Annotated in this window: 10 protein-coding genes and 1 pseudogene; 6 read left to right on the top strand and 5 right to left on the bottom strand. The window is 62.8% G+C overall.

The window, feature by feature from the left end; translation table 11 throughout:
• Positions 1-28 precede the first annotated feature (28 nt).
• Positions 29-1,540 (top strand): IS66 family transposase, encoded by a 1,512-nt coding sequence (gene tnpC / locus sS8_RS05850; protein WP_119628671.1) that lies wholly within the window; start codon positions 29-31, stop codon positions 1,538-1,540.
• Positions 1,541-1,602: 62 nt separating this feature from the next.
• Here tnpC and sS8_RS05845 read toward each other — a convergent pair.
• From sS8_RS05845 to sS8_RS05835, 3 genes and pseudogenes are all read right to left on the bottom strand, one after another.
• Positions 1,603-3,168, bottom strand: a pseudogene (locus tag sS8_RS05845) (2-oxoacid:acceptor oxidoreductase family protein); the annotation flags it as partial.
• A gap of 2 nt (positions 3,169-3,170) precedes the next feature.
• A complete protein-coding gene (locus tag sS8_RS05840) occupies positions 3,171-4,811 on the bottom strand; it encodes an NAD(P)-binding protein (protein WP_119628825.1) in 1,641 nt (546 codons plus the stop codon).
• Between the two features lie 269 nt (positions 4,812-5,080).
• Positions 5,081-7,051: a heavy metal translocating P-type ATPase gene (locus sS8_RS05835; RefSeq protein ID WP_119628824.1), complete on the bottom strand. Its 1,971-nt coding sequence runs from the start codon at positions 7,049-7,051 to the stop codon at positions 5,081-5,083.
• A 176-nt stretch (positions 7,052-7,227) separates the two neighbouring features.
• Between sS8_RS05835 and sS8_RS05830 the strand changes: the two genes are divergently transcribed.
• The 5 genes from sS8_RS05830 (at position 7,228) to sS8_RS29715 (ending at position 10,566) form a co-directional block, all read left to right on the top strand.
• Positions 7,228-7,884 carry a peroxiredoxin gene (locus sS8_RS05830; RefSeq protein WP_119628823.1) on the top strand — a complete coding sequence of 219 codons (657 nt, stop codon included), beginning with the start codon at positions 7,228-7,230 and terminating at the stop codon, positions 7,882-7,884.
• A 279-nt stretch (positions 7,885-8,163) separates the two neighbouring features.
• Positions 8,164-9,165: a pyridoxal phosphate-dependent aminotransferase gene (locus sS8_RS05820; protein WP_119628821.1), complete on the top strand. Its 1,002-nt coding sequence runs from the start codon at positions 8,164-8,166 to the stop codon at positions 9,163-9,165.
• On the top strand, positions 9,162-9,800 hold the full coding sequence (locus sS8_RS05815) for a class I SAM-dependent methyltransferase (RefSeq protein WP_119628820.1): 639 nt from the start codon (positions 9,162-9,164) through the stop codon (positions 9,798-9,800). Before sS8_RS05820 ends, sS8_RS05815 begins: the two co-directional genes overlap by 4 nt.
• 60 nt (positions 9,801-9,860) lie before the next feature.
• Positions 9,861-10,184 carry a 2,3-bisphosphoglycerate-dependent phosphoglycerate mutase gene (locus sS8_RS29720; RefSeq protein ID WP_331852283.1) on the top strand — a complete coding sequence of 108 codons (324 nt, stop codon included), beginning with the start codon at positions 9,861-9,863 and terminating at the stop codon, positions 10,182-10,184.
• Positions 10,185-10,209: 25 nt separating this feature from the next.
• On the top strand, positions 10,210-10,566 hold the full coding sequence (locus sS8_RS29715) for a 2,3-bisphosphoglycerate-dependent phosphoglycerate mutase (RefSeq protein ID WP_331852282.1): 357 nt from the start codon (positions 10,210-10,212) through the stop codon (positions 10,564-10,566).
• A gap of 359 nt (positions 10,567-10,925) precedes the next feature.
• Here the strand turns inward: sS8_RS29715 and sS8_RS27970 are convergent, their stop codons facing one another.
• Both sS8_RS27970 and sS8_RS05800 read right to left on the bottom strand, forming a co-directional pair.
• Positions 10,926-11,090 carry a hypothetical protein gene (locus sS8_RS27970; RefSeq protein WP_170160969.1) on the bottom strand — a complete coding sequence of 55 codons (165 nt, stop codon included), beginning with the start codon at positions 11,088-11,090 and terminating at the stop codon, positions 10,926-10,928.
• Between the two features lie 199 nt (positions 11,091-11,289).
• Positions 11,290-12,036, bottom strand: a complete 747-nt coding sequence (locus tag sS8_RS05800; protein WP_119628818.1) for a hypothetical protein — start codon at positions 12,034-12,036, stop codon at positions 11,290-11,292.
• Positions 12,037-12,048 lie beyond the last annotated feature (12 nt).

Genomic DNA, 12,048 nt, shown 5'->3' with positions numbered 1-12,048 from the left:
TGGGCTTTCGGGTGGTCCACCGGGTATAATGGCAGCCATGAATGCCGCCGCTCTCGCCGAAGAAAATCGTACTCTAAAGGCCACCCTGGCCCAGCGCGAGGCGCGCATCGAACGGCTGGAATTCGACCTGGCGCAGCTGAAGAAGCTGCTGTTCGGCGCCCGTTCCGAGCGACTGGCGACCCTCCCCGACATCGACCAACTGCCGCTGTGGGATGAGGTGCCCGAGGACGCCCCCGTCGCCAGTCCGGTGGCGTTCAAGACGGTGGTGGTGCAATCGCCCGCCAAGAATCAACCGAAGCGCACCGCACTGCCGGCGCATCTGCCGCGAGAGATCGTGGTATTGCCGTTGTCGGCACAAGACCGGCAGTGTCCTGCCTGCGGTGAGGAACGGCCGGTGATCGGCTACGAAAGCTCCGAACGCTTGGATTACGTCCCGGCGCAACTGAAGGTCGTGGAAACGCGGCGGGAAAAGTGCGCCTGCGCGAAGTGCCAAGGGCAGTTGACCACGGTACCGGCCCCGCCGCAAATCATCGAGCAGGGCATCCCTCTGCCGGGTCTTCTGGCACATCTGCTGATGGCCAAATACGGCTATCACCTGCCGCTGTACCGCATCGAGCAAATCTTTGCCCACCAGGGTGTCCCCATTGCCCGCACCACGTTGTGCGACTGGGTCATCCAGAGCGGCTGGCAGCTGCAGCCCTTGGTCGAGCGGATGCTGGCGTTGCTCAAGCAACAGCCGGTGATCTTCTCGGACGACACCACTGTGGCGGTGCAGGACCGCGGCAAGACGCGGGAAACCCGGTTTTGGGTATACGCCGGCCACTCGCCGCCCATCGTCGTCTATGACCACACCGAAACCCGGGCGGGCAAGCATCCCAAGGCCAAACTGGAAGGCTACAGCGGCTACCTGCAGGCGGACGCCTATGCCGGTTACGACCAGATCTTCGCCGCAGGCAAGGTCCTGGAAGTGGCGTGCTGGGCGCATGCGCGCCGCAAGTTCTTCGAGATTGCCCGACAGACCGAGAACGGCAAGCGCATCAGCGCCCATGAGGCCTTGGAGTACATCGGCCGGCTCTACGCCATCGAACGGGAGGCCAAAGAACAGCAACTCGACGCCGAAGGCACCCGAAAGCTACGGCAGGAACAGGCGCGGCCGATCCTGGCCGAGTTCAAGGCCTGGCTCGAAGACCGGCTGCGCCAGCTGGCGCCCAAGACCCCCACTGCCCAGGCCATCGGCTATGCCCTCAAGAACTGGCCGGCGCTGGAGCGCTATACCGAAGACGGTCGCCTGGAGATCGACAACAACCGGAGCGAACGGGCCATCCGCCCGCTGACCATCGGCCGCAAGAACTGGCTGTTCCTCGGCTCGCCCAAGGGCGGCCAGGTCGCCGCCACCGTCTTCAGCCTGATCCAGACCTGCAAGGAGCTGGGCATCAATCCGGAGGCCTATCTGAAGGATGTCCTCAACCGCCTGCCTTCCACCAAGCAGAAGGACATCGACAGCCTGCTTCCTCACAACTGCAAGCTGCCCGGGGCGTAACAAGCGACCACTTAACCGTTCGCCACTGCGACCACAAGTCCGGGTACCGCCGAACGCTTACGGCTGTTGAGCAGGAGAACCGCGCCATGCTTGGCCTTGGCCAGCACGTCCAGCTTCTCGATGAAGCTGAACTGGTGGCAGCCTATGAAGTTGGCCGACTCGATGAGATAGGGCGATTCGATCGGCTCTGGCCCGAACCGCACGTGAGACGTGGTCCTGGAGCCGGATTTCTTGGAGTCGTAGACGAAATAGCCCTGCGCATGGAGATCGGTGGATTCGCCGATGATCTTGATGCTGTTCTTGTTGGCGCCGACCGTGCCGTCCGCGCCCAGACCGAAGAACACGGCGCGCACCACGCCGTCCGGCTCGATGTCGAAACCGGGATCGACGTCCAGGCTGGTGTGCGAAACGTCGTCGACGATGCCCACGGTGAAGCCGTTCTTGGGTCTTTCCTTCTTCAGCTCGTCCAGCACGGCTTTCGCCATGGCCGGATTGAACTCCTTGGAGGAAAGGCCGTAACGGCCGCCGACGATCTCGGGCCGCTTCCCGGCCGGAAGGAGACCGCTGAACTCCGCTTCCGCCAGCGCCGCGACCACATCGGTGTACAGGGGTTCCCCGAGCGCGCCGGGACTTTTCAGGCGGTCCAGGACGGCGATGGCTTTGGTTGTGGAGGGGAGGGCGGCGAGGAAATGCTCGACGGAAAACGGCAGGCACAGACGCACCTGAACGACGCCCACTTTTTCGCCCTGCCTGGCCAGAAAATTGACGGTCTGGCGCAGGGTGTGCGCGCCGGAGCCCATGATCACGGCCACGCGTTCCGCCTCCGGATCGCCGTGGTATTCGAACAGGCGATACCGGCGGCCGGTCAGTTCTCCGAAGCGGTCCATGGTTTTCCGTACCAGGCTCGGCAAACGCGCGTAATAGGGATTTACGGTCTCGCGTCCCTGGAAATAAACGTCCGGGTTCTGCGCGGTGCCGCGGATAAACGGATTGTCGGGATTCAAGGCCCGCGCCCGGTGCGCGCGGACCGTCTCCTCGTCGATCATGGCCCGGATTTCGTCGTCCGAGAGCAGCACGATCTTGTTGATTTCGTGGGAGGTTCGGAAGCCGTCGAAGAAATGCAGGAAAGGAATCCGGCTGTTCAAGCTCGCAGCCTGGGCGATCAGCGCCATGTCGTGCGCCTCCTGCACCGAGCCCGAGGCGATCTGGGCGAAGCCGGTGCCCCGCACTGCGGCGACATCGGAATGATCGCCGAAGATGGACAAGGCCTGCGCCGCCAGGGAGCGGGCGGCGACATGGAACACCGTCGGGGTGAGTTCGCCGGCGATCTTGTACATGTTCGGGATCATCAGGAGGAGACCCTGCGAAGCGGTGAAGGTCGTGGTCAGCGCCCCGGTCTGAAGGGCGCCGTGCACGGCTCCGGCGGCGCCTCCCTCGCTTTGCATCTCCACCACCACGGGCACCTCGCCGAAGATGTTGGTCTTGCCCTCGGCCACCCACTGGTCGGCCAGTTCCGCCATGGTGGAGGAGGGCGTGATGGGATAGATGGCGCACACTTCGTTGACGCGGTAGGCGACATGGGCCACCGCCTCGTTGCCGTCGAGCGTAATGACTTTCGGTTTCGCCATCGTTATTCCCCTCGGGGTTCCGGAATCATTTCGATCGCATGGCAGGGACACTGCTCGTAGCAGACCGCGCAGCCGGTGCAGAGGTCGTAATCGTAGCGATAGCGCTTGCCGGGTCCCAGCTTGACGATGGCGTCCTCGGGACAGGCGCCGTAGCAGCCGTCGCACACGAAGCAGTTGCCGCAGGAGAAGCAGCGCTTGGCTTCGAACAGAGCCTCGTTCTCGGAGAGCCCCGCGACCACTTCCTCGAAGCCGTAACGCCGTTTCTCCAGTTCGAGTTCGGCTTCCCGCTTCCGTTCGGCTTCGGTGAAGTACCACAGGCGCAGCATATCGGCGCTTACCGGCGGATGCTTGGGCGGCTTGACGTAGCGCGTGCCGCGAAGATAGGCGTCGATACAGCGCGCGGCTTTCTTGCCGTGGCCGACGGCGACGGTCACGGTCCGCTCGCTCGGTACCATGTCGCCGCCCGCGAAGATGCCGGGACTCCCCGTCATCATGTTGTCGTCCACGATCACGACGCCGTCGGGCTTGAACTGGATGCCCGGCACCTCGTGCAGGAAGCGCGTATCGGTTTCCTGGCCCAGCGCCAGGATCAGCGAGTCCGCCTCCAGGGTTTCGAACCGGCCGGTCGGTTCGGGATACCCTTCCGGGTTGATCCTCATCACCTCGACGGTGATATGCGTCTGGTCGATCTCCTTGATGGTGCGCAGCCAGTTGATCTTGACACCTTCCTCGATGGCTTCGTCGGCCTCGAATTCATGGGCCGGCATGTGCGCCCGGTCGCGCCGATAGATGACGAGCGCCTCTTCGGCGCCCAGGCGCCTGGCCGTGCGCGCCGCGTCCATGGCGGTGTTGCCGCCGCCGTAGACGGCCACGCGCCGGCCGAGCTTGGGCGCTTCGCCGGTGGCGGTCTGGCGCAGGAAGGTCACCGCGTCCAGGATCTTGCCGGCGTCACGCGCCGGGATGCCGACGCGCTTGCTCAGATGCGCGCCAACGGCGATGAACACCGCGTCGAACCGGCCGGACTCCTTTTCCGCCAGCACGTCTTCCACCTTGTGATCGAGAACGATCTTGACGCCCATGGCCTCGATCCGCCTGATTTCGCCCATCAGCTCCGCGCGCGGCAGGCGGTAGGCGGGTATGCCGAAGTGCATCATGCCGCCGGCCAGGGGACCCGCTTCGTGGATCTCCACCTGATGGCCCAGCCGGGCCAGGTGATAGGCGCAGGACAGGCCGCTGGGCCCCGCGCCCACGATCAGGACCCGCTTGCCGCTGGCCGGGGCGGGTTCGATCCGCCAGCCTTCGCGCAAGGCGAGGTCGCCGAGGAACCGCTCGGCCGCGTGGATGCTCACCGGGCTGTCGATGGGGCCGCGGTTGCAGTGGGTTTCGCAGGGGTGGTAGCAGACGCGTCCGTGCACCGCCGGCATCGGATTGTCCTCCATCAAGACCCGCCAGGCCTTTTCATAGCGGCCGGCGCGCAGGTCGAACAACCAGGACTGGATGTTCTCGCCGGCCGGGCAGGCGTTATTGCAGGGCGGCAGGAGGTCGACGTAAATCGGACGCCGCGTACGGAAGGGGCCGGTGCTCCGCCCGTGTTGCAAGAGGTCCGCCGGTCGCGTCAGGTCGCTGGATTTGCGATTGCTCATTCTAAAAGTCTCTCCATCCTCGATCGGCGGCCTAGTCGATGGCCAAGCAAAGAGAGTCCGCGATCATGCGCCAAAGCTTCGAAGCAGACGGCGCTGCGATGTGCTCCTGTGTCTCGGGGCAAGCGTTTCAGGGTTCGGACGGTGCCTGCCTGGGCAAAGTTTCATCAACCGTATCCGAACTCGGCTGTCCCGTCCCGCTCGAGCCGGTTCGGTGTACCGGCTTTTCGGCTGCGGGACGAGAAGGGGATCGTTACTCGTCTCGAGAATGCTCATGCCTCCTGGCCCCTGTGCGTCAGAAACCGGCTCACCTGGCTTTGCCATCGACTCAGGCCCGTCATCACTCGGTCCATCAGATCGGCGGCCGTGTTGATGCCGGCATAGAGCCGTGCCGCATTGGCGACGACGAAGACCGAGCTGATATGGTGCAAGAACGCGGCGAGTACGGGATTGAGGAAGCCGAAGGTGGCCAGAGCGAGCCCGACGGTATTGAAGGACATGGCCCAGGCGTAATTCTGTTTGGTGATCTCCGCCATCTTGCGGCTGATGTCGAGGATCGTGAGCAAATCGCCGGCATCGTCGCCGAGAATCACGATATCGGATGAGGCGATCGCCAGGGCCACGTTTTTGTGTCCGCCGATGGCGATGCCCACATCGGCGGCGGCCAGGGCCGGGGCATCGTTCACCCCGTCGCCCACCATCGCTACCTTGCCGGACGACTGAAGTTCCTTCACCAGCGCCGCCTTGTCATCCGGTTTGAAATTGAAATGGTATCCGTCGGCGCCGATCAGATCGGCCACTCGCCTGGCTTCGGACTCCTCGTGATCACCGGTGGCGACGAGTACGCGCTTGACGCCCAGTTCGCGGATCGCTTGCCCCAGGTTGGTCATCTCCGCGCGCATCACGTCCTGAACGACGATGGCGCCTTTGACTTCACGGTTCATGGCGACCCAGATCGCGCGGCCGGAATATTCGAGGTCCGGTATTTCGATTCCGAGCGCCTCCAAGGTTTCGGGACTCCCGATCAGCACTTCGCGGTCTTCCAGTCGCGCCTTGACCCCGCGCCCCGGCAGGTCCTCGGCGTCGCTCACGGGTTTGAATCGCGTGATGTCCTGGTTTCGCGCGAAATTCAAAATGGCCCGCGCCAACGGATGGCTGAAGCGCGTTTCCACCGACGCCGCGATCTCGATCAGCTCGCGCTCATCGGCACCTATCGGTATCACCCGGCTGACCCTGGGTTCGGCCAGGGTGACCGTGCCGGTCTTGTCGAGGATTACGGTGTCGATCTCGTGCATGATGTCCAGGGGTTCTCCGCCCCGGGCGAGGATATTGAGCCGCGCCGAGCGGCCTATGCCGGACGCGAATACGGTCGGCGTCGCGAGCGCCCAGGCGCAGGGACACAATACCGACAGGGCGGTCGCCATCAAATCCAGGCTGCCGGTGGCGAAAAACAGCAGGAACGCATACCCGGTGACGCCCAGGATGAGGTACTGGACGATCTTGTCCGCCCTTTGTTGCAGTGTGGATTTTTTCTGAAGGCTTTTTTCGATTTCGCCGGCGATCAGAGCAAGAAACGAAGCGTCGCCGTTCCTGGTGGCCCGAATCTGCAAGGGCGCGGAAAGATTGAGCGTGCCGGAAGTGACTTCGTCGCCCGGCACCTTGTGGATCGGAAACGGTTCGCCGGTGACGAAGGACTCGTCGATGGACGATTTTCCCTCCGCAATGCTTCCGTCGACCGGGACGGCGGTGCCGCGGGGCACGATCAGCACGTCGCCCTGCTTCACCTCTTCCGCCGGGATTTCGCGGATTTCGCCGCCGGCGAGCACGAGGGCCGTTCGCTTGGCCTGCTTCACCAGACTTTCGATCTTTTCCCGATTTCTGCGGATGATGGTGAAGGAAATGTACAAACCGAGCCCGATGAACCAGGCGACCATCGCGCCGCTGAGCGGCTTCCCGTCGATCAGGGTGACGGTCATCACCAGCACGATCAGCAGCTCCGCGGAAACCTGCCGCAAAATCAGGAGTGATTTTACGAGCCCTTGAACGTAGAGCGCCAGACAGAAGAGATAAAACGGCAGCCCTAGCCAGTAAAAGAACGGCATGCCGTAGAGCGCGTCCATGGCCAGGAAGACGACCGCAACCAGGGCCACGATGAGGCGCAGCAGGAATACGTCTCTCTGAGGGCTGAGGCTCAGGATGCGTCGATCCAGTTGGTGCAACAAAGTTGTCAATTGAGTATCCATAAGAACTTCCGTTCCTTCTTTGATATGGGACACCGCTCGACACGGCTTTGCGCGGATAGGCTCGGGGGACCTTTAAAGGCTCGATTCTGTCTCAAATCTAATCATTGGACAAACGAGTCGGGCAGAAGCACAGCATCCGTTGTCCGATTCCATACCCGTTTCAGAGGAGATAGATCATGGAAAATATCACTCCATCCAAACCACTCGAAATGCCGCGCCTGAACGAGCCGGCCCCCGCTTTCGAGGCGAATACCACCCACGGCGTCAAGAAGCTCGGCGATTACCGCGGCAAATGGCTGGTACTTTTTTCCCATCCGGCCGACTTCACCCCGGTGTGCACCACGGAGTTCATGGCTTTCGCCAAGGCCTATCCGCAGTTCCAGAGTCTGAATTGCGAGTTGCTCGGGCTTTCCATCGACAGCACTTTTTCACATATTGCCTGGATGCGCACGATCAAGGAGAAGTTCGGCGTGGAAATCCCGTTCCCGATCATCGAGGACCTGTCGATGCGGGTGGCCAATACTTACGGCATGATTCAGCCGGGCGCCTCCGACACCTCGGCGGTGCGCTCCACCTTCATCATTGACGACAAGGGTACCCTGCGCGCCATGGTCTACTATCCCATGACCAACGGCCGTTCCATCCCCGAGTTCCTGCGCCTGGTACAGGCGCTGCAGACCTCGGACAAGCAGGGTGTGGCCACGCCGGAAAGCTGGCAACCGGGTGACAAGGTGATCGTGCCGCCGCCGAAGACGGCTCAGGACGCCGAGGCGCGGCTCAAGGAGGGGTACGAGTGCGTCGACTGGTTCTTCTGCAAGAAAGCCGCGTCATAGCCGCAGAGCGTAGGGGTATCGGGAATAAGTGGCTTGGACGGGCTGCTCGACTCCGTGCGCCGACAGGAAGAAGCGAAAATGAAGCGGTGCCGTAGGCCGGCAATTCGTTGCTGACCCCTCGGATCGGCGAGAGCTTTGTCGGCAAAGGATTGCCGACCTACGACCTTCCCGATCCAGACTGCCAAACCGTGGTGAAAATTGGTCTAGGCGCTGCTGATTATGGCCGGGATCGGTGCCATCGCTTTCTTCATGCCCGGCCGCTGATAAAGGGTTTCGAAATTGACCAGTAAGGCAGAAAAAGGTGGCGGTGCCTTCCGAGGCATCAAGCTGCTGCTGTGCGAAAACCCCTTGCCCCCGATCGGGGAGGCTATCGAGGCGGCTCGCGCCGAGCTGCCCTTGAGCAATTACTATACCGAGCCCTACTCCGAACCCTTGCGCCGGCTCATCAGCGAACGGACCGGCGTGCCCGAGCGGCTCATCCACATCAACGCCGGTTCGGAGCTCATCCTGCGCCAGCTGTTCCAGCGCTTGGGGCGGCAGGTACACCTGCTGGCTCCCACCTATGTCCTGTTTCCGGAGATTGCCCAGTCCTACACCGAAACGCGGCTGCGGCCGGAAGCGGATTTCCGCTTCGACCTCAGCGAGTTGGAGATCCCCGCGGGCACCAGTCTCGCCGTGATCGTCAATCCCAACAACCCCAACGGCGGTACCTTCGACATGACGCCGCTGCCCGGCCTGCTCGAGCGATACCGCGACACTTATTTCCTGGTGGACGAGGCCTTCATCGGCATGGCCGGCCAGAGCGTGGCCCACCAGGTGCCGCGATACCCGAACCTGCTGGTCACCCGGACCCTGTCCAAGGCTCACAGCCTGGCGGGTTTTCGGGTGGGCTACGCCATATTGCCGGCAGCTCTGGCCGACGATCTGAACGCCAGCAACGATGCTTATCCACTGGCTCGAGCCAGCCAGGCGGCCGCCATCGCCACGCTGGAAAACGAGGACAAGATTCGGGAGCGCGCCGCCACCCTGCGCGGCTGGGCCCGGGATTTGGCCGGTGAACTCGAGGCACTGGGGGTGAGGACGTTTCCGTCGGAAACCTATTTCTTTCTGGCCGATTTCACCCCCGAGGACGCGGGCGAGATCGCCGAAAGCCTGAGGCAAAAGGACATCCTCATCAAGCCCCTGAACGACCCGCAGCTCGGCCCCGCCTACATGCGGGTGACCACCGCGACGCCCGAGGACAACATGCGCTTCGTCGCTGCGCTGCGGGAGCTGCTATGACGGGCGATCCCAGGGCAGGGCCATTTAGCCTGCATCACCGGCGCTATGAGGATTGGTTCGACCGTCACCGGGCGGCCTACCTCTCCGAGCTGCTCGCCGTGCGTGCGCTGCTGCCTTGGCAGGGGCGAGGGCTGGAGATCGGGGTGGGGACCGGACGCTTCGCCGCGCCTCTGGGCGTCGCCTACGGGATCGACCCGGCGGCGGAAATGCTGGGCTACGCTCGCGCCCGCGGCGTGCACGCCACACGGGCGATCGCCGAGGCACTGCCCTTTGCGGACGAGGTGTTCGACTATGCGCTGATCGTGACCACGATCTGCTTCGTGGAAGATCCTGCGGCCATGCTGCGCGAGGCTGCTCGCGTCCTTAGGCCGGGCGGTGTGCTCGTCATCGGTTTCATCGACCGGAACAGTCCCCTGGGACAGGACTATCTCGCCCACCAGGCGGAGAACGTCTTCTACCGGGAGGCTAGCTTCTATTCCGCCGATGAGGTCAGTGCCCTGCTCATGGATACGGGCTTTCACGACCCGGTCTGGGTGCAAACCTTATCCACACCGCTTGAGCGGACCCGCGACATCGAGCCGGTCAGCGCCGGTGCCGGCCAGGGCGCCTTTATCACCGTACGGGTCCGCCACTGAGCATCGCTGGGAGAAGAAGATGGCGGAACGGCAAACGCTCGCTTGACCAACGGTCCTGCAATGAATCAAAGCACTCATGCAAGCCTGATATTGGTGCGCCACGGGCTGAGCACCTGGAATTTCGAAAACCGCTTCACCGGATGGACCGACATCGGTCTCATCGAAAAAGGAATCGAGGAGGCCCGCCGCGCCGGTCGGATACTGTGCCAGCAAGGCTATTCCGTGAACATCGCTTATACCTCCATGCTCAAGCGTGCCATCCATACCGCCTGGCTTATTTTGACCGAGATGGATCGGATGTGGGTGCCGCTGGCGTGTAGCTGGCGGCTCAACGAGCGGCATTATGGCGCATTGCAAGGGTTGAAACAAGAAAGAGACGGCTGAGCGACACGGTGAGGAGCAGGTTCATGTGTGGCGGCGCAGCTATTCGGTACGGCCGCCTGCGCTGAGCCACGATGATCCGCGTCATCCGCGTTTTGACCCGCGCTACGCCCACCTCGACCCCCGCGTCCTCCCGGCGAGCGAATCGCTGTTCGATACCCTTGTGCGATGCCTGCCCGCCTGGCAGGACCGCATTGCTCTCGACCTGCGAATGGGACGCCATGTCTTGGTGGCCGCGCACGGCAATAGTCTGCGCGCGCTGGTCAAAATGCTGGACGGCATTTCGGACGAAGAGATTCCTCTGGTGGAAATCCCCACCGGGGTACCCGTGGTCTACAGGTTTGACCAGGACCTCAACGTCGCTTCGAAGATAATGCTCGATTAGCTCGTGATATAAGTACGACCACGTCGCGTCAATCGCGTAGGCCGTACAATTCGCTCGTGCGGCAAAACAGGTTTGGCGGAGGTCGCTAGCGTCTTCGGTTCGGGTGAACCGATTCAAGCATTCGTCGGCAATCCCTTGCCGACAAAGCCGTTGGCCGGGCCGCGTGACGTCGGGAAAGGATTGCCGACCTACGGGGGCACGGTCGTAGGTCGGCAATCCCTTGCCGACAAAGCCGTTGGCCGGGCCGTGTGACGTCGGGAAAGGATTCCCGACCTACAGGGTGGCACGGTTGTAGGTCGGCAATCCCTTGCCGACGCAGACGCTCGACCGACCCGCGACGTCGGGAAAGGATTCCCGACCTACAGGGTGGCACGGTCGTAGGTCGGCAATCCTTTGCCGACGAAGACGCTCGGCCGGAGCATGGCGTCGGGAAGGGCGGCTTCGGCGCTCCAATCGCAAACGGCTTGGCCGGGAGCGCCGGCCACGCCCTTCCCGAAGACGCCGTTTGCGATTGGAAGGGTCATTCGGGCGCTCCCCGGATGACCGTTTGCGATTGGGAAGGAGTCCAGACCTACTCGCAAGTGCCGCACAGTCGGTACGAAAATGCTTCAACTACAGTCCGTAAATGTGTGCGGAATCTCGACAGATTGGCTTGCTTGGCGGGGTCCCCCGGCAGAGTTGCCTATGCCGCAAGACTTTCCTGAATGTGCTTAGTCCACAATGTTATCTAACCGTGAAGGCCACCCGGTCTACCCCGGTATTGCCGGTGCGAGGGTCGTACGCGTAAATCACCGCTTCATAGTCGCCCTTGTCCGCTGCAGGTATCTGCGCCGCGAAATGATTGACTTCGCCGGTGAACGCCAGTGGATATTCGCCCGCCGGCTTGCCGTCCCGTTTCAGCAAGGCCTTGACTTCGTATTTGTCGGCATCCCATAGGCCGCCCTTGCTGATGGGGCAGCCGCACATCATCGTCACCTCCGCTTCCAGCTTGGCCTGGCCTTTCTCCGGCGCAGCGGTTCGGGCGCGCACGATGAAACCGGGTAAATGGATGACGATGCCGTCGCCGGTGATGTGCTTGCCGGGTACGACCCAACTGGTCACGCTCGCTTCCTGCAGGGATTGGCGCTGTCCGTAAGGGCCGAATATCTTGAAACGCAGAAGTCGCGGCTCGGCGAGTTCGAGCCGACCCGAATAGCCTGCCGTGTTGTCGTCGGCGAGCGGTTGACCGCGCTGGAGCGGGGTTTCCATCAGGCGTTTGGTGTCGCCGGTGCCGCCGGTGATCCAGCCTTGATCCAGAATTTCCCCGGTCTCGACGTCCTCGACCACCGCTCGTATCCCACCGACACCGCTCCCGATGAACTTGGAATCGACGCCCTTTACCCGCAGCACGATCCGGGTCTCCTCGGCGGAGACGGAAGTGCCTAGCAGTGCGAGAAGTACGGCGCATTGCACAATAAGAAACCTTTTCATAACTCCCCCATG

The sequence above is a fragment of the Methylocaldum marinum genome (assembly GCF_003584645.1).
Classification (GTDB): domain Bacteria; phylum Pseudomonadota; class Gammaproteobacteria; order Methylococcales; family Methylococcaceae; genus Methylocaldum; species Methylocaldum marinum.
This window is presented reverse-complemented; position numbering and strand designations above follow the sequence as displayed.

Excerpts from the sequence above, each read along its gene's own strand:
- tnpC (WP_119628671.1), top strand. The coding sequence starts at position 29 with ATGGCAGCCATGAATGCCGCCGCTCTCGCCGAAGAAAATCGTACTCTA.
- sS8_RS05840 (WP_119628825.1), bottom strand. The coding sequence starts at position 4,811 with ATGAGCAATCGCAAATCCAGCGACCTGACGCGACCGGCGGACCTCTTG.
- sS8_RS05835 (WP_119628824.1), bottom strand. The coding sequence starts at position 7,051 with ATGGATACTCAATTGACAACTTTGTTGCACCAACTGGATCGACGCATC.
- sS8_RS05830 (WP_119628823.1), top strand. The coding sequence starts at position 7,228 with ATGGAAAATATCACTCCATCCAAACCACTCGAAATGCCGCGCCTGAAC.
- sS8_RS05815 (WP_119628820.1), top strand. The coding sequence starts at position 9,162 with ATGACGGGCGATCCCAGGGCAGGGCCATTTAGCCTGCATCACCGGCGC.
- sS8_RS29720 (WP_331852283.1), top strand. The coding sequence starts at position 9,861 with ATGAATCAAAGCACTCATGCAAGCCTGATATTGGTGCGCCACGGGCTG.
- sS8_RS27970 (WP_170160969.1), bottom strand. The coding sequence starts at position 11,090 with ATGACCCTTCCAATCGCAAACGGCGTCTTCGGGAAGGGCGTGGCCGGC.
- sS8_RS05800 (WP_119628818.1), bottom strand. The coding sequence starts at position 12,036 with ATGAAAAGGTTTCTTATTGTGCAATGCGCCGTACTTCTCGCACTGCTA.